This window comes from Dinghuibacter sp. (assembly GCF_035492835.1).
In the GTDB taxonomy this organism is placed as follows: Bacteria; Bacteroidota; Bacteroidia; order Chitinophagales; family Chitinophagaceae; genus Dinghuibacter.
This window is the reverse complement of record NZ_DATJIY010000160.1, coordinates 1-15,985: the sequence shown is the minus strand read 5'-3', so window position 1 is coordinate 15,985 and position 15,985 is coordinate 1. Positions and strand designations below refer to the sequence as shown.

Genomic DNA, 15,985 nt, shown 5'->3' with positions numbered 1-15,985 from the left:
TGATGCGCATTGGAATCGACATGATGGGCGGCGACTACGCTCCACAGGAAGCTGTGAAGGGCGTTGCGCAGTATCTTCAGTCTTCTACGGCTATGCCCGTGACGCTGATCGGGGACGAGCAGCAGGTTAAGTACCTTTTGGCCGCAGAGCCGTTTATCGATACGCCGGATGTCGTGCGCATCGTCGATGCCCCCGAGGTCATCGGGATGCAGGAGCACGCCACCCGGGCGCTCAAGGAAAAAACGAACTCTTCGATCGCCAAGGGCTTCAAGCTGTTGGCGTCCGGAGAGATCGACGCATTTATCAGCGCCGGCAACACCGGCGCTATGATGGTCGGCACTTTTTACAGCATCAAGTCCATCGAGGGCGTGCTGCGGCCGACGATCTCCACCATCATCCCCAAGCTGGACGGTAGCTTCTCCCTCCTCCTGGACGTCGGCCTGAACGCCGACTGTAAGGCCGAAAACCTCCTCCAGTTCGCCATCCTCGGCAGCCTCTACGCCCGCCACATCCTCCAGATCGAGGACCCGAAGGTCGGGCTGGTCAACATCGGTGAAGAGGAAGGCAAGGGCAATCTCCTGGCCCAGGCGGCCTATCCCCTGCTCAAGGCCTCCGACCAGATACACTTCCTCGGAAACATCGAAGGCAGGGACATCCTCCAGGGCGGCGCGGACGTCATGGTCTGCGAGGGTTTCACGGGCAACGTCATCCTGAAGATGGCCGAATCGCTCTACGACGTCGCCTCCCACCGTAACCTCGGCCAGGACGAATACTTCCGTCGCTTCCACTACGAAAATTACGGGGGCACCCCCATCCTGGGCGTATCCAAGCCGGTGATTATCGGTCACGGTATATCGGAGGCGCCCGCTTTCCGGAATATGATCATTCTTGCCCAAAAGATGCTGGAAAGCGATCTTCTGGGCAAGATGAAGGCAACGTTCGAAGCGTTGGGCGCTTAGCTCGTTGAGCGCTTAGGTCTGCGCGCGCCACTACGGCGCGGGCGGTCCCGGTTTTGCGCAGCGTTATTTGATGTCGTAGGAAATAAGCTGCTCGTCGTAACTGAAGCCGTACAGCGACGCGTTGATATTCACCTCGATCAGCCCCACCCCACGCGCAAAATAATAGTCTCCCACGATAGCCAGGTTGATGGAGGACGGGATCCCCGCCTGGGCTGCCAGTGCGGAAATATTACCCGGTAACGCACTAACGGTCTCGTGCGTTACATTCGTAAAAGTCTTGCCGTTTACGGTCCAGGAGCCGCCGGTGGTTTTGATGGCGATCGTGTAGTACGTCGTGTCCTGCAGGTACGAGTCGATTTCGGTTTGCGTCCAGGTCGTGCCCGCCAGGGTGTCTTTCAGGTACAGGATCGGCTCCTCGGCCACCAGGGATCCAACCCCTGACAGGCTGATCGCGGGAATGATACCGATGCCATAATAATTGCTATCGGTCTTGTTGAAATAAACATTTCCCAGGCCGCCTTGTCCGCCGACGAGGACGGAATAGTTCATATTGTTTATGACCGTGTCGGTGGAAGCCAGCGTCGCGCTGATGCTCCAGCTGGTATCGATGGAAGGGATGGAATATCCCAACTGGACTTCCGCCGCTTGCAGCAGCAGGGAGCTGGAAGGGTTCAGGGTCTCGGTTACCTTGTAGCTCCAGGAGCTGCCGGCGTCCATGGGTTGATAGCTTGCGAGGGACTGGCTGGCGCCGGGCGTGGATGATTTTTTGCAGCCGGCCAGGAATATGCCGGTCGCACATAAGACAACGTAAAAGGCTTTCATCCGCAGATAATTGATTTTTAACGGACGGATGGAACCTCGGGGACTCGGTTTCATGATTGAAGGTTATATGGTTTATCGAATATTGGAATGCAACAGGATCGCGGTCACGGATATCCCAAAAAAATACGCGCTCAGGTCTTCTTCGATCAAACCGACGTTCTTCGCATAATAATACTCCGTGGTCGTGGTCAGGTTCACTCCACTGAGAAGAACGGCATAGCTCGTTAGCGCGCTGGGTAAAGAGGTAGACTCGATTTGTATAACGTTAGGATAGTTGATGCCATTTACGGCGCGGGTAACCCCGGCCGCCTTCACGGAAAACGCGTAGACCGTGGTGTCCAGCGATCCGTACGCGTCCCGCACGATCGTGGTATCCTTCCAGGACGTCCCCACCGGCTGGTCTTTAAGATATGTTAAAGTATCGTCGTTGAGGGAAAAACCGCCAAACGAGCCCCCCGGCCAGACCAGCTCCCATACCTCGTCTACACCAACGTAGGCCGACCCGCTCTGCGCTATCTTGGGATTGAAGATCCCCCCGCCATAGTCGTTGGAATAGTCCTTATACGTCAGGGTCCCCACCTTGTTCGTCAAACCCAGGGCGGCTATGTGATAAACGATGGTAGTGTCGACGTCGAAGGCGCCGAAAAGGGATGCATCCTGGGGATACAATTGACCGATGGTGGACTGGGAGAAATTGAAGACTTGTCTTACCTGGTAGGTCCAGGTCGATCCGCTGGAGTCGGGCTGATAGTTATTGGTAACGGCGCCAGTATAGGTGGAGTCTGCGGGCGGGGTCGTCGTAGTGGTGTCTTTCGACGGGTTGCCATCCTTGATGAGTCCGTTCTCCCTGGTACAGGAAGCGAGCGTCAACAGCAGCACAATCGCACTATAAAGCGTCGTTTTCATGGATCGAGAAGTCCTATAAATTTAGTTAAAAAACAGGACTTTATTCAAAATAAATCCTAACGGTCTGATAAAACAACCTGTTAGCCAGGTAGGTATTCCCAGGATTACTTTTTTCGGCAAAACCCTGCAAACCCAGCAAACCCGCGGCATTCCCCTTGTTGATGGCGATCTCCAGGTAACCCGCCGCATTGAACAGCGCCAGCTTCTCGCCCTCGCCAGCGTCGGCGTATGTTTCACTGATCTTGTCGATCACCTCGTCCCGTTTGAAAACGATCTTGAAACTCCGTCCCTTCCGCTGTTCCTCGAACTCCTCGCGGCTGATGTTCACTATGACATTTTCGAAGTGGTCGATAAAGATCACTTGCCCTTCCATCCAGTTGTTGCCCAGTTGCGGTCTGAGCGGGTTCTTGACGTGGATCGAGACCCCGGCGTCACCGAGCTCTTCCGGACGCCTCCCCTTTTGGATCCCTTGTATGGCCCTGCCAAAAACCTGGGTGAATAAAAGCGTATTCCTAAGCGCCCCCCGGGGTAACGGTAACGCCACCACGAGCTCCGGGACCTCTTCGAGGATCATCGTGATCAACCCGTTGTCCGCAATGAGGAAATAGTGCCCATGGTGCCGCACCAGCAGCAGGTGCTCCGGTTTCTCGTCGAACAGGTTCACCAGGATGAGGTGAAACGTCCCCGGCGGAAACTGTTTGAACGCTCCCCGGCAGACATAGGCTGCCTGCGGGTAGTTGAAGGGCGACAGCGCGTGCGTCACATCCACCAGCTGAAAACCCTGGTCCATGCCCAGCAGCTGCCCCTTTACGGCGCCCACGAGGTAGTCCTGGTGTCCAATATCGGATGTGAGGGTGATTAGCGCCATCGGCCTATTTAACGAGCTCTCCGTTTTTGTAGAAGAATTTCCGAACCAGCTTGTCGGCCAGGCCGGGGAGCAGCTTGTTCAGCCACACGGTTTCATTGCCCTGGAAGGTCATGACCAGGGAGCGCCTTCGGTTCTTTACGGCCTTGATTATGTGCTTTGCACATTCGTCCGCACTCATCAGCTTGCCTTCCTCCAGCGGCGACTCACCCTGGGGCGCGCCCTTGTCGTTCAGCGCCACGTTCCGGATATTCGATGTCGTAAACCCGGGACAAACCCACATCACGTGTACGCCCGTTTCGAGTAGCTCGGTCCTCAGCGCCTCCAGCCACCCGTTCACCGCGAACTTGCTGGCCGAATACCCGCTCCGCCCCGGCAATCCCCGGTATCCCGCGATGGACGATACGCCCACGATCACACCTTTGCTCCGTATAATGCTGTCCAGCGCAAATTTCGTACAATAGACCGTCCCCCAGAAATTCACATCCATCACCGTCCGCAGGGTCTCCAGGGACGTATCCTGCACCATCGCCCGCATCGAAATCCCCGCATTGTTCACCAGGACGTCGATCCCGCCGAATTCCTGTAGCGCGGCGTTTACGAAGTTCCTGCAATCCTCCTCCTTCCGGACGTCCACCACCTGCGTATATAACGCATGGTTGCTGTGCCTGACCCTTAACTGGTATAGCTTGTCCGCGCTCCGCCCGCAGGTCGCCACCTTGGCCCCCGCGTCCAGGAAACGCTCCACCAGCGCCCGCCCTATCCCATCGCTCCCCCCGGTAACCATCACCCTTTTACCTTGAAAATCATCCATAAGCCAACATTTTTCCCGAACTGCAAAAATAGGCGTTGTCCGCGGGTTCCGCCGTTACAAAAAACGCCACCGCCCCGGAAATACCCTTTAAAAAAATTTGCACTGAGAAGATTTTCAGCTATTTTTGCACTCCCAAAAAGCAGGCCACTGCTTTTGTGGGTGTAGATCTGGTAGCTCAGTTGGTAGAGCAATACACTTTTAATGTATGGGTCCTGGGTTCGAGTCCCAGCCGGATCACTTTAAAGTCCCAGCGGGATCACTAAAGGGAAATTTTAAGGAAAAAGAGCGTCTAACACGGCGCTCTTTTCATTTTTCCCACCACAAACGCCGTCATCAACGCATTTATTCGATCATCCGATTACATCCGGCTTCATCCTTTTTTGGGGGGTGTCTGGGGGGGATCAGAGCATCAGCAAAACGTCCGCATTGTTACTTGATACTTGAACTTATTTCTTCGGGCACAGAATAATATTGTTTATGCTTTACATCATAAAAAAACCCGCCAAATCGACTAACCATAAACACTACCCTTCCGCTGTCCGGAAACTCCGCGGAACACAAATAATATCCTTGCCAATAGGACCATTTATCCGGTTTCTAAACCAACAAACAATACAATCAAAAAGAGTCGCATCGTTTTTTTAATTGTTAAATGCATGAACGTAAGTTTAATTGAACTGGTTTGTTACCGCTGTATCTTCGAGATACGGGTATGTGTATCGTCTATTGAACAGATAACTTCTCCACATCCAAAAATGCAATGGCTGTATGGTAAAGGTCCTATAAAGAAAAGTATCCCTATGGGTACTGTCCTTAAACTCTTTCCAATCGGTCTCCATCAATTTGAGCCCACGTCCCTTTGCGGGAATTTCTTCAAATTGAAATGATGCATCTCTATTGCAATACCAATAGACATTAAATGCCGAAAGGTATGGGATTACGTTTACCAATACAATAACACTTACAATACAGACAACGACAACGCGAATCAACTTGCGGAATATTCCTCTGGTTTTCATTGACGCCATTACAATTAATTTTCTTATCAATTACAAGCGCCTCCCCTTGGATGACCGTAAAACCGCTCCGTTGAATCGCGCCATTTATATAGTTATAACCTTTTATAAAATTTCCCGCCCAATCCTCAACGGTCACATTACCCGAAAAGAATTTTTTTGACGACGAGTTTTGTACGTACGCGAGATCAGGTGTCTTTGTAATGACTTCGCAATGTGTATTCCGTCTTTCCGAATGCACCCAGATTGTCCACATAGGCCCTCGACCAATCGGGGGATTTATGCAGCGCCATCCGAAAATGCTGAAGATCCACGGTGGTGAAGGTTGGAACGTAAAGGATCCGGAGGTTGAGCATACGAGCCATATTCATAACAAACTTTTGAGGTTTTGGTGATTTTGGCTGTAAACTAGCTCCGTCGTTCAAGGTAAAAGTTTAGCTATTGCAACTATTTGAGATTTTAATTACCCCATATTGTGGGCGGAAGGAATAACCCTGCTGAGTTCATGGCGTATTTGGCTGAGTCGGAATTTGGATATATCAAGATAGGAGGCTATTTCAGTACTGTTCAGGTTCTCGAGGATCTCCGGATGTCTTTCTACCAGAAATTTATATCGATCGAGGGCGGCTGTGCCTTTCAGCAGCTCTATTCGCTTTACCTCCATCGCGTAATATTTCTGCAAGAGAATCCGGGCGACCACATTGGTTTCAGGATAGTTTTTATAGGCGTATTCAAGGCTATCGTGGGTAAGATACCAAAACTTGGTTCGGGTGACAGCCTGTATGAAATTTCTGGACGGCTCTTGTTCGAAAAAGCTGGTGGTTGAGGTAAAGACATCCCCGGTAAACCAGAACCAGATATTGCTGTCGCGCTCCCCTTTGGTCGAATAGGATTTAAGGCATCCAGACTCGATAAACCCGATCTTGTTGCAAATTTCCCCTTCGCGAAGGATGTACTCTCTTTTTTCGATCACCTTGTTTCTGATAACAGACCCCAGGTATTTTTTGCAGTCGCCGCTTATCGGGTAGACACTATCAACAAAACCGAAAAAATTGTCCATCACCGGGAAAATTTTGATCATCACAGGCATTTGGGGTTTTGCTGCCGGGCAGCGAAGATTGGTTTTAGGCAAGGATGATCCGTGTAATATAGAGATAAAATCGAATTCCGGGTGTAAGAATACCGTCAGTATCGCCGGTGACTCCTCGGTTGGTTTCCTCCCAACTAGATAACTTTTATATGAGTAAAAAAGGTAAAATATCTATTCTGCTAAGCGTGGTTTTGGTTTCGGCGCTGATAACCGCCATCAGTCCGAAAAATGGACAGGACCCCGCCTTTCACCATTTTGTAGATACCCGGGGATGGCTGGGTATTAAAAATTTCGGAAACGTCTTAAGCAACCTACCTTTTTTGGCGGTCGGGATATGGGGGTTTATCGTGCTGGGAAAAAGGCGACCGGTCGACGGCATATGGGCCATTTATGCAGTAATGTTCTTCGGGATATTCCTTACAGGAATAGGATCTGCCTATTACCATTGGGCGCCGTCGAATGACCGGTTGATCTGGGACCGCATGCCCCAGACAATAGTCTTCATGTCGGCGCTGGTGGCAACCGTAGGAGAATGGATCAATCCAAAAGCCGCGGCGGGGGTACTGGCCCCGCTGGTGATATTGGGGATCGGTAGTGTCCTTTGGTGGAATCATACTGAAGCTCTCGGAGCCGGTGACCTCCGCTTATACTGGTGGGTACAGTTCTTCCCTATGGTAGGCATTCCCTTAATCTTACTCCTTTTCGGACGGTGGGATAACATGCAGGGCTTGGGCAACCTGATTTGGGTAGTGGTTTGGTATGGGGTGGCAAAAGGTCTCGAGGCCCTGGACGCGAAGATTTACGATTGGATTATAGTCATAAGCGGCCACACCTTGAAACACTTTGCCGCAGCCATCAGTGCGGCGTATCTGGTACTACTGTTTAAAACAAGGCACGCAATAGAAAAGCAGTCTCCAGGTTTAGCCAATTCAACAGCCGGTTCCCGCAATGAGCATAAATCTACATCGCTGACGGTTCCTAAATGAACCAGCTGTGCACTACATTTACCCCATGTTTCTTAAAAATCAAAATTAGACACAGCGGATGAAGTTCTTGCTTTTGATTTCTGCCATTTTCGTCAACGTCGTCTCCTACTGTATTTTGAAGTCAGTCTCCGGCAAGCCCTTTAATATGGTGTGGCTCGGGCAATTTTCCCTCGGTATCATTCTGGCCGGGGTAACGACATTCTTGTTCACCTTGGCGCTAAAAGGTCTCGGGCTGACGGTCGCGTACTCCGTTTTCTGTGGCGGGAGTATCGCCTTAATAATGGTCGCTTCCCTGCTCCTCTTTCAGGAAAGCATAAATTGGACGAACTATTTTGGCGTAGCCGTAATAATAATAGGTATCGTTATGGTGACGATTAAATGACCTTATGCGGGTTAAAAGGTAGCTTTAAGCCAATTCACCAGACTCCGATGGATTTCAAAATATTCATTGCGGACAAGGAAGTGATGCCCCGACCCTCTGGTATGATCCGGAAGTAACTTGGGACGAAGATACCCGCATATTTAATTTTGTCCCGACAGAGGCAAAGCTATCTTCCTGGAAAGACTGGTCCCGTATGGCAGTCTTTTCGGTGGTATATAGCAGCCTGAAGTTCCGGCTAAACTGACCCTTCGATAACGGCCTCCGAGCGGGCATTTTCCTTCCGAGGGAATGAATCTACCTTATTCTGAAATCTTTTACAATATTACCAATTTCCGAATTCCCGGTCATCCGGATCATCAAATACTTCCGAAAATTACCATCCGAAAAGAGAACGATGTATGGGTCCATACCGACAGCGGTAAAGCAACCGGCCTAAGCACAGCCGCTGGTGCAGCCATAGACGCAACGAGCTCAAATATTCCGTAAACGCGCATCGCATCGTCGTCTGTCGGACAAATTCGCCATTTGTAGATTAAAGATTTTGGAGTGATGTGCAATGCGTTTGTTTGTTGCGCGATTTTGATTTTTACCGACAGCAAAACCTCCAGTTATGAAACGTTCCACTGTACATCCGCTCTTGATCCTTATTATAGCCTTTGCAGTTTGCGTATCCTGTTCTAAAACCGGACCCGCAGGTCCACAGGGAGCCACTGGCGCAACCGGCCCAGCCGGGGCCGTGGGCCCAGCCGGTGACAACGGCAGCCAGATTTATTCCGGCGCCAGCACACCTGACGCAACGACCGGTAGCACCGGCGACTACTACCTGGATATCGCGACCGATGTTTTGTATGGCCCCAAAACGGCGTCCGGATGGGGTTCGGGCATATCGCTAGTGGGCAACACCGGCGCGGCTGGACAGGCCGGCAGCCAGATCTATTCTGGCAATGGCGGACCTTCCACTTCCCAGGGAGTCAATGGAGATTATTACCTCGACGCGGCGAACTATGTCTTATATGGGCCCAAAACAGCTTCCGGTTGGGGCACAGGCATCATCTTGAAAGGGGCCACAGGAACGGCCAACGTAATCTATTCCGCGTGGGGACTCGCCAACAACCTGAGGGATACCACAATCGATGAATCTAAACTAGTGGTTATGAATTTCCCCGCCGCCTCCTTAAGCCAGGCGTATTTGAGTTCCGCCAGCATTCAGGTGTTCTTTATCTTTAACGGTCAGGAAGAGCCCCTCCCTTACACTTCGTACGCCGGGGGTCTTGAGAATACACTCTCCTTTATCCCCCAGCCGGGCAATATTTTAATCACCCGGTTTACCGCCGATAACTCGGGATCAATCGGAATATCGTCGATCCTACAATTTCGATATGTGATCATTCCCGGTGGCGTGCAGGGAACCAGTATCGTGAATCCTTATGAAGCGGGATCGGTTGTCCCGAGCCATCCTTAAATAAATTTCCAAAAAGCTTCCGCTCAACGGCCTTTGGCTGCCATCCCTCCGTTTGCCGGGGAAGGATGCCGCAAGACCCGGTCTTTGATCGTATTTTATAAAAAGCCTCCGGACTGTATTTCGCCGCGCTTTTTTTATATTCGCCCCACGCGATGAAAACAATTGGCTACCTATCGATCTGCCTGTTGCTCCTGGGGCGACCGGCGCCCCATTCTCCACTACGTGGGCGCGTACGCGTATCGAATGGGACCGTCGTGGCCGATGATGGTTCCCTGTTGCGGATGGTCCATGGTTATGTCCACGATTTCGTTTACCGGTATTACACCGACATCCATTGGTGGCGGGCGATGCACGACACCGGGCATTTCAATGCGGTCCGCGTCATGGCCTTCCTGGGCCATTGGCCCCACAGCGCGCAGACGATGGATACCGCGACGCTGCTGCCCCGTTTGGATACGATGGTGCGGCTGGCGGCGCAAACCGGTCTGTATGTCGTGATCGACAACCATTCCGAATGCTGCGGGAACCAGGACCTGCATACGGACAGCCTTTTCTGGCAATCGGTGGCGCCGCGGTATAGGGACAATACCCAGGTGATATATGAACTGAAGAATGAACCCTGGCAGTACAGCGGTAACGCGGCCTATGAGGAAACCATGTTCAGGCTGGTCCGGAAGCTGGCCCCGCAAACACATATCATTGCCTGGACCATCGAAAACCTGATCGATGTCAAAGATCCGCTGGCATTCATCGGGAAGGCACACGGCATCGACTACCGCAACGCTTCCGTGGGTTTCCATCCTTACGGCACCTATGCCAGGACGGATAGCCTGCTTGCACTCATCAGGACACTAAAGCGCGTTTACCCGGTCGTCCTGACGGAAATCACCCCCGACGCGGGCGCGCCGCCGCTCGATTTTATCAAGACCATGGAGTCGATGGGCATCAGTTGGGGATATCTGGGCGGACAGGGATTTACCGACGCGCGTACCCACCACGCCTACGGTTGGACAAAAGGCCAGGAAATCGACCCCTGGTGGCCGGAGGACTGAGGCGCAAATAGCAAAAAAAATACGCTCTCTTGTCCATTCCCTTCCGGTTCCAACGACAATAGGGTAAATTTAAACCATGAACGAATTCCTGTTGCTTTTCCGAAGGGACTTTCGCACCGAAAACGCCCCCTCCCCCGAGGACCTGCAAAACGCCATGAAAATGTGGCAGAACTGGCTGGGCGGCATCGCCGCCCAAAACAAGCTCGTCGACAGGGGTAACCGGCTGGCCAGCGAAGGTAAAGTGCTCCATGCCGGCGACCGTATTACCGACGGGCCCTACGCCGAAATCAAAGAAAGTCTCGGCGGCTATACCATCATCCGGGCCGACTCCCTCGACGAAGCCGCGGAACTCGCCAAGGGCTGTCCCGTCACCCTGATCGGCGGCAATGTCGAAGTACGCCAGATCGTTCCGCCCAACCTTTAATTTTTTACAGCCCCGCCTTGCGCGGGGCTCAATTATGCCTGAAAAAGAGCTACTACCGCACCTCTTCAAGACCGAATACCGGAAAATCATTTCGGTGCTCTGCCGTCGTTTTGGTTTCGAACACGTCGAGATAGCCGAGGACATCGCCAGCGATACCTTCCTTACCGCCGCCGAAACCTGGGGTCTTAAAGGCATTCCCGCAAAACCGGAGGCTTGGTTGTATACCGTCGCGTCAAATAAAGCCGTGGACTTCCTTCGGAAAAAGGCCCGGCAGGAGCGCCGCCTGTCCGACGCCGCACCCGAAGTCGAGGAGGGCTACCCGGCACTCGACCTTTCCCTGCAAAACATCCGTGACAGCCAGCTTCAGATGATGTTCGCCATCTGCCAGCCGCTCATCCCCCCCGCCGCCCAGGTCGCTCTCGCATTGCGTATCCTTTGCGGTTTTGGCATCGACGAGATCGCCGGCGCCTTTCTGACCAACCGTGACACCATCGTCAAACGGCTCCAGCGCGCCAAGGACAAGCTTCGCCATCACCAGGTCAAAATCGAATTTCCTCCCGACCCCGTCGCACGGCTCTCGTCCGTGTCGTCTACCCTTTACCTGCTTTTCAACGAAGGCTATTATTCCCGGCACAACGACCTCGCCGTCCGTCGCGACCTATGTCTGGAAGCCATGCGGCTTACGCTGCTGCTCACCGAACACCCCGACACCGACCTACCGGACGTCAACGCCCTTCTGGCCCTGATGTGTTTCCACGCCTCCCGCCTCGATGCCCGCATCGGCACACGTGGAGAGGTCATCCGGTACGACGAGCAAGACCCCGGACAATGGAACGCTGAACTCATCGACAAGGGACATTTTTATTTCAACCGCTCCGCAAAAGGAACGGAGGCGGGCCAATACCACCTTGAAGCTGCCATAGCCTACTGGCATACCCACAAAGAAGACACCACACAAAAATGGGACAACATCCTTGGCCTCTATAACCGGCTCCTGCTAGAGCGCTACTCACCGGTCGCCGCGCTTAACCGGGCCTACGCGATGTCAAAGCTCTATGGAAACAAGGCCGGTCTCCTCGAGGCCCAAAAGCTCAAATTGGACGGTTATGGCCCCTATCATCACCTAATCGGTTATCTCTGCATAGGCGACGACGACGACAGGGCCATTCATCATCTTACCCAAGCCCTCCACCTCTCGGGCTCCGAGTCCGACCGCGAAAACATCCGCCGCGACCTTGCCCGTACCGGGCAATAAAAAATTTTGATAAGTCAAATCTTTCCGTAAGTTTGTACTTACCGTAAGCAACCACTTACTATAAGTATGTCCAAAACATCCAGTCACGCCGCCGCCTTTAACGCGCTGGGCGACCCAACGCGCCGCTCCATCTTCGAGAAGCTGGCCAATGGTCCGCTCTCCGTCGTCCATATCGCCGACGGCCTGCCCATCAGCCGGCCGGCCGTCTCGCAGCACCTTAAAGTGTTACGCGAAGCCAAGCTTATTACCATGGAGCAAAGCGGCACCCGGAGCATGTACCGCATCGACCGGGACGGCGTGCGTTCCCTCCGCGACTACCTGGACAAATTCTGGGACCAGGCGCTGCTGAACTTCAAAGAATTGGCGGAACAAGCCGAAAAACAAAAAAAGAAATAACATGGACCCGATCAAAAAAGAGGTCGTCGTCGAAGCCTCACAGGAAACCTCCTTCAAAGTGTTTACCGAGAAAATCGACTTGTGGTGGCCAAAAGAGTACCACGTCGGAAAGACCCCGTTAATAGAAACTATCCTGGAGCCCAAACCCTCCGGCCGCTGGTATAGCACCCATGAAGACGGCAGCGAGGCTATGGTTGGTCACATCCTCGAGTGGCAACCCTTCGACCGCCTTCTCCTGGCCTGGCAGGTCACCGGCAACTTTGTTTACGACCCTCAGCTCATCAGCGAGATCGAGGTCATCTTCATCGCCGAAGGTCCCACGCGCACCCGTATTAAAATGGAACACCGCGACCTCGATAAGCTCCAGGGCGGCGTCAAGGTCATCGAGGAAATGGATAACGGCTGGGGATACATTTTGGGTCGCTATCAAAACCTCGTCAACCAAACCGTCACCGCATGACCGGTAAATTATTGCTCCGCATCTCCTCCGCCCTGCTGTTCGTGCACCTGATAGGCCACTCCTTTGGCAATGCCGGTTGGAAAAAAGCTACCGACCCGGTCAAAATGCAGGTCATCCACCTGATGACTGGACCAAAATTCCCCTTCATGGGCGTCGACCGGTCCATGGGTGAGTATTACGAGGGGTATGGATATATCACCAGCGCCGCCCTGGTCCTCATGATCGTCCTGTTATGGCTGGCCTCCAACCACATGGCCACGCGCAACGTTTTCGCCCGGCAGGCCGGCGTCACCATCGGCACCCTGCTGGTCGTCATCGCCCTGCTAGAGTTCGTTTATTTCTTCCCATTCGCCGCCATCATCAGCCTGTTTGCCGGGCTGCTGGCCATCGGCGCCTGGTTTCTTTCAAAAACACAGCAGGCATCTATTTCTTCGCCGGCGCCAGCGCCACCGCCGCCTCCGTCGTCAGCAACCGGAAGGTAAAACTCTCCTGGAGGTACAGCCTGACGGTGGTTTCAGAATGACTTAGATAGCCGATGGACAGGTCCTGACCTAGATCGAGCTCAAAATCCCCCCCGCGGGTGGTCAGCACGAAGCCACCAGTGATGGCCGGGGCCCAGATGATGTCCCCGTCGATGAGCCGGTGGATATGTTGCAAAACGGGGTATCCTTCGTCGCTGCCGCCGCTAACGGCGGTAAATGGCTCGGAGCCGAGCACGAGCGCGTAGGGGCCGTTGCACCCGGCGAGCTTCAACTGGCTCACCGCCTGCGCGACGATGTCGGGGTAGCCCCGGACATTGGACGGAAGCGTCAATACCGGGTTGCTGTTGCCCTGCCGTATACCTTGTATGCCCGCCGCGTCGTATCCTTCGAAAACGGAGTTGTCTTCCGCGAAGGCTATTTTTCGCGCGGCATCCTTCACCGCCGACCAGTCCGAATCCGTTGCACCGCGTTCGACATCGTCGATCGCCTGGCGTGTGAGCTCAAAGGGGACCCGGAGCTCCACGAGCGCCTTTACCTCACGCCGCACCGCCTGGATACCGTCACCGGGCGCGGGAATCCCTTGGGTATGCCCCGTGCCGACCGCGGAGAAGTCGACACCCTTTGGGCCTTCCACATCCACTACGCGCCGCGCGGCGAGGTGCCGCTGGAGGGTGCGCCGCGCTTCTTCTTCGATTTCCACCCAAGCCGCCTCTGAGACAGGGGCGAGCTCCCGATAAAGGTTATTCATATCCTGGTTATTTTTTTAGTGATCCGATAGACAATGAGCCGTCATCCGAAGAGGCTCGCGGCCCGGCTGCGACTTCAGGAGCGGGGGCTCCCGATGCGGCTTCCGGGGCCGGCGCTCCGTCGGCGATACTCTTCAATAACGTCGCCGAAGGCACAAAAAACAGCGTCCCCGTCTTAGGCGTGCTGAAATCCAGCAACCTGTCGTAATTCCCTACCGGCGAACCGATAAACATATTATCCAGCATCTTTTTTACCGTGCTGAACGTACTCGCATAAGCGATGAAATATGTCCCCATTTCATTGGTCGACATATTGCCAAAAGGCTGGTTGTCCCGTACGATCTTGAGGTCGTCGCCGACATTGGCCAAAGCGCTATGGGAATTGGAAGGCTTTTCTTCATCGGACATTTCGATGTCATCCTCTTTAGACCTCCCGAATACCTTTTCCTGCTCCCCGACCGGCAGCGCCTTGAACGCCTTCAGGTCATGGATATATTTTTGAACGAACAGATAGCTCCCTCCTTTGTAGGCGGGGTCGTCATCCCCAATCAACCCGAAAAAGGCGCGTTTTTCGCCCTGGGGATTTTCGGTGCCGTCGACAAATCCTAAAATGGACCGGCCGTCCTTGTATCGGAACCCGTGCACCTCTTCCACGCTGACCGCGACCGGTTCCAGGAATTGGGCCAGGGCAGCCGCCATATCGTAGCAAATACTGCGGTCGGCCCCGCGGATGTGAAAATGGAGGTCGCCCCGGGTAGCCACCGCGGTGTGCTTCGCACCGACGATGGATTCGAAATTCACCAGCTCCTTTGGAAGGGGTTTCGGAAGACCGAGCCTGAGCCAGGCATCATGGCCAACCCCCAGCACACAAGTAGCCCCGGAGTCGGGAAACCTCGTCGCGCCGGAATTATTAAGGTTGATCACCAGTGCGCAGATCCGCTGAAAGACGGCCCCGACCTCGAGGTCTTTCTTAAAATTCCAGACCAGGAAGATGGTATTTTCACCCACATAATCCAGCACGTTTTGCGGCTCAATGTTCATATCCCTGCGAATCTAAGACTTCTTTTCTATTCTATAACTTACCTCCTCCGCGTTCTCGCCAGGTACCCGCGGGCAAACCGGCGCGTCAGCAACAACCCAAAAAGGAACCCGCCTATGTGCGCCGCATAGGCGACGTCGCCCGCCTTCTGACCGCCCAGCATTCCAAGGCCGTCGATCACCTGGAAAAGGAACCATACCCCCACCGCCACGAACGCCGGGACGGGGACGACAAAAAGGAATATCCACAGATACACCCGTTTCCCCGGGAACAACATCATATAAGCGGCCAGCACCGCCGAAATGGCGCCCGATGCCCCCAGACTGGGAATCAGCAAATCCTGTCCCAGGAAAAACGTCGCCACCACATGACTCAGCCCCGCCAGCATGCCGCACAACAGATAAAAGAAGAGATACTTCAGATGTCCCATCGCGTCTTCTACGTTGTCGCCAAAAATGTATAAAAACAACATGTTCCCGGCGATGTGCGAAATCCCCCCGTGCAAAAACATGGAAGTGAACAGCGTCAGAAAGACCGGGATGGGCGTAACGCCCAACCCCGGCAGCAGCATCTGCTTCCCCGAATAAGGGTCTATAACGGTTTTCGCCGGCGTAACGATGTCGTGCCCCGTCAGGATTTCGCCCGGAACGGTGGCGTAAGAATACGTGAGCGCCAGGTTCTGCCCCCATCTCTGCCAGTAAATAAAAACAAAGATGTTCAGCGCAATCAAAAAGTAGTTTATGATAGGGAAGGTTTTCCTGTCCCGGTTGTCGTCGCCGATGGGTAAGACCATTTTGAGGGGGTTGTGCTCTCTAAGATATCCATTTTT

Annotated in this window: 19 protein-coding genes and 1 tRNA gene; 11 read left to right on the top strand and 9 right to left on the bottom strand. The window is 53.6% G+C overall.

Annotated elements, in window-relative coordinates; all coding sequences use genetic code 11:
• The first annotated feature begins 2 nt into the window (after positions 1–2).
• Positions 3–959, top strand: a complete 957-nt coding sequence (gene plsX, locus VL547_RS14715; protein ID WP_325579092.1) for a phosphate acyltransferase PlsX — start codon at positions 3–5, stop codon at positions 957–959.
• A 63-nt stretch (positions 960–1,022) separates the two neighbouring features.
• Here plsX and VL547_RS14710 read toward each other — a convergent pair whose 3' ends face one another.
• From VL547_RS14710 to VL547_RS14690, 5 genes are all read right to left on the bottom strand, one after another.
• A complete protein-coding gene (locus VL547_RS14710; protein WP_325579090.1) occupies positions 1,023–1,781 on the bottom strand; it encodes a hypothetical protein in 759 nt (252 codons plus the stop codon).
• A gap of 72 nt (positions 1,782–1,853) precedes the next feature.
• Positions 1,854–2,687 (bottom strand): hypothetical protein, encoded by an 834-nt coding sequence (locus VL547_RS14705; protein WP_325579088.1) that lies wholly within the window; start codon positions 2,685–2,687, stop codon positions 1,854–1,856.
• 40 nt (positions 2,688–2,727) lie between these two features.
• Positions 2,728–3,555 (bottom strand): SAM-dependent chlorinase/fluorinase, encoded by an 828-nt coding sequence (locus VL547_RS14700; RefSeq protein WP_325579086.1) that lies wholly within the window; start codon positions 3,553–3,555, stop codon positions 2,728–2,730.
• Positions 3,556–3,559: 4 nt separating this feature from the next.
• Positions 3,560–4,366, bottom strand: coding sequence for an SDR family oxidoreductase (locus VL547_RS14695; protein ID WP_325579084.1), 807 nt, complete (start codon positions 4,364–4,366; stop codon positions 3,560–3,562).
• Positions 4,339–4,557, bottom strand: coding sequence for a hypothetical protein (locus VL547_RS14690; RefSeq protein ID WP_325579082.1), 219 nt, complete (start codon positions 4,555–4,557; stop codon positions 4,339–4,341). Before VL547_RS14690 ends, VL547_RS14695 begins: the two co-directional genes overlap by 28 nt.
• Here VL547_RS14690 and VL547_RS14685 point away from each other — a divergent pair.
• Positions 4,531–4,603, top strand: a tRNA-Lys gene (locus VL547_RS14685). The two genes, VL547_RS14690 and VL547_RS14685, sit on opposite strands and share 27 nt — an antisense overlap.
• Positions 4,604–5,845: 1,242 nt before the next feature.
• Here the strand turns inward: VL547_RS14685 and VL547_RS14680 are convergent.
• Positions 5,846–6,514: a Crp/Fnr family transcriptional regulator gene (locus VL547_RS14680; protein WP_325579080.1), complete on the bottom strand. Its 669-nt coding sequence runs from the start codon at positions 6,512–6,514 to the stop codon at positions 5,846–5,848.
• 107 nt (positions 6,515–6,621) lie between these two features.
• Here VL547_RS14680 and VL547_RS14675 point away from each other — a divergent pair, with 107 nt between their 5' ends.
• The 9 genes from VL547_RS14675 (at position 6,622) to VL547_RS14635 (ending at position 13,371) form a co-directional block, all read left to right on the top strand.
• A complete protein-coding gene (locus tag VL547_RS14675; protein ID WP_325579078.1) occupies positions 6,622–7,458 on the top strand; it encodes a hypothetical protein in 837 nt (278 codons plus the stop codon).
• A gap of 58 nt (positions 7,459–7,516) precedes the next feature.
• Complete coding sequence (locus VL547_RS14670; protein WP_325579076.1) at positions 7,517–7,840, top strand: DMT family transporter; 324 nt, start codon at positions 7,517–7,519, stop codon at positions 7,838–7,840.
• Positions 7,841–8,450: 610 nt separating this feature from the next.
• Entirely contained in the window at positions 8,451–9,302 is an 852-nt protein-coding gene (locus tag VL547_RS14665; RefSeq protein WP_325579074.1) for a hypothetical protein, read from the top strand.
• A 152-nt stretch (positions 9,303–9,454) separates the two neighbouring features.
• Positions 9,455–10,354, top strand: a complete 900-nt coding sequence (locus VL547_RS14660) for a glycoside hydrolase family 5 protein (protein WP_325579072.1) — start codon at positions 9,455–9,457, stop codon at positions 10,352–10,354.
• A gap of 76 nt (positions 10,355–10,430) precedes the next feature.
• Complete coding sequence (locus tag VL547_RS14655) at positions 10,431–10,778, top strand: YciI family protein (RefSeq protein WP_325579070.1); 348 nt, start codon at positions 10,431–10,433, stop codon at positions 10,776–10,778.
• A 34-nt stretch (positions 10,779–10,812) separates the two neighbouring features.
• Positions 10,813–12,033 (top strand): RNA polymerase sigma factor, encoded by a 1,221-nt coding sequence (locus tag VL547_RS14650; protein ID WP_325579068.1) that lies wholly within the window; start codon positions 10,813–10,815, stop codon positions 12,031–12,033.
• A gap of 66 nt (positions 12,034–12,099) precedes the next feature.
• Positions 12,100–12,429, top strand: a complete 330-nt coding sequence (locus VL547_RS14645) for a metalloregulator ArsR/SmtB family transcription factor (protein ID WP_325579066.1) — start codon at positions 12,100–12,102, stop codon at positions 12,427–12,429.
• Between the two features lies 1 nt (position 12,430).
• On the top strand, positions 12,431–12,889 hold the full coding sequence (locus tag VL547_RS14640) for an SRPBCC family protein (RefSeq protein WP_325579064.1): 459 nt from the start codon (positions 12,431–12,433) through the stop codon (positions 12,887–12,889).
• A complete protein-coding gene (locus VL547_RS14635; protein WP_325579062.1) occupies positions 12,886–13,371 on the top strand; it encodes an LIC_13387 family protein in 486 nt (161 codons plus the stop codon). The genes VL547_RS14640 and VL547_RS14635 overlap by 4 nt, the downstream gene beginning before the upstream one ends.
• On the opposite strand, the gene VL547_RS14630 is transcribed toward VL547_RS14635, so the two are convergent.
• The 3 genes from VL547_RS14630 to VL547_RS14620 all read right to left on the bottom strand — a co-directional run.
• On the bottom strand, positions 13,313–14,119 hold the full coding sequence (locus VL547_RS14630) for a family 1 encapsulin nanocompartment shell protein (RefSeq protein WP_325579060.1): 807 nt from the start codon (positions 14,117–14,119) through the stop codon (positions 13,313–13,315). The two genes, VL547_RS14635 and VL547_RS14630, sit on opposite strands and share 59 nt — an antisense overlap.
• 7 nt (positions 14,120–14,126) lie before the next feature.
• On the bottom strand, positions 14,127–15,158 hold the full coding sequence (locus VL547_RS14625; RefSeq protein ID WP_325579058.1) for a Dyp-type peroxidase: 1,032 nt from the start codon (positions 15,156–15,158) through the stop codon (positions 14,127–14,129).
• 38 nt (positions 15,159–15,196) lie between these two features.
• Positions 15,197–15,985 (bottom strand): rhomboid family intramembrane serine protease (locus tag VL547_RS14620; RefSeq protein ID WP_325579056.1); only part of this gene is annotated, 789 nt, incomplete at its 5' end.

Excerpts from the sequence above, each read along its gene's own strand:
- plsX (WP_325579092.1), top strand. The coding sequence starts at position 3 with ATGCGCATTGGAATCGACATGATGGGCGGCGACTACGCTCCACAGGAA.
- VL547_RS14655 (WP_325579070.1), top strand. The coding sequence starts at position 10,431 with ATGAACGAATTCCTGTTGCTTTTCCGAAGGGACTTTCGCACCGAAAAC.
- VL547_RS14645 (WP_325579066.1), top strand. The coding sequence starts at position 12,100 with ATGTCCAAAACATCCAGTCACGCCGCCGCCTTTAACGCGCTGGGCGAC.
- VL547_RS14635 (WP_325579062.1), top strand. The coding sequence starts at position 12,886 with ATGACCGGTAAATTATTGCTCCGCATCTCCTCCGCCCTGCTGTTCGTG.
- VL547_RS14665 (WP_325579074.1), top strand. The coding sequence starts at position 8,451 with ATGAAACGTTCCACTGTACATCCGCTCTTGATCCTTATTATAGCCTTT.
- VL547_RS14670 (WP_325579076.1), top strand. The coding sequence starts at position 7,517 with ATGAAGTTCTTGCTTTTGATTTCTGCCATTTTCGTCAACGTCGTCTCC.
- VL547_RS14700 (WP_325579086.1), bottom strand. The coding sequence starts at position 3,555 with ATGGCGCTAATCACCCTCACATCCGATATTGGACACCAGGACTACCTC.
- VL547_RS14650 (WP_325579068.1), top strand. The coding sequence starts at position 10,813 with ATGCCTGAAAAAGAGCTACTACCGCACCTCTTCAAGACCGAATACCGG.
- VL547_RS14640 (WP_325579064.1), top strand. The coding sequence starts at position 12,431 with ATGGACCCGATCAAAAAAGAGGTCGTCGTCGAAGCCTCACAGGAAACC.
- VL547_RS14675 (WP_325579078.1), top strand. The coding sequence starts at position 6,622 with ATGAGTAAAAAAGGTAAAATATCTATTCTGCTAAGCGTGGTTTTGGTT.
- VL547_RS14705 (WP_325579088.1), bottom strand. The coding sequence starts at position 2,687 with ATGAAAACGACGCTTTATAGTGCGATTGTGCTGCTGTTGACGCTCGCT.
- VL547_RS14695 (WP_325579084.1), bottom strand. The coding sequence starts at position 4,366 with ATGGATGATTTTCAAGGTAAAAGGGTGATGGTTACCGGGGGGAGCGAT.
- VL547_RS14660 (WP_325579072.1), top strand. The coding sequence starts at position 9,455 with ATGAAAACAATTGGCTACCTATCGATCTGCCTGTTGCTCCTGGGGCGA.
- VL547_RS14710 (WP_325579090.1), bottom strand. The coding sequence starts at position 1,781 with ATGAAAGCCTTTTACGTTGTCTTATGTGCGACCGGCATATTCCTGGCC.
- VL547_RS14630 (WP_325579060.1), bottom strand. The coding sequence starts at position 14,119 with ATGAATAACCTTTATCGGGAGCTCGCCCCTGTCTCAGAGGCGGCTTGG.
- VL547_RS14625 (WP_325579058.1), bottom strand. The coding sequence starts at position 15,158 with ATGAACATTGAGCCGCAAAACGTGCTGGATTATGTGGGTGAAAATACC.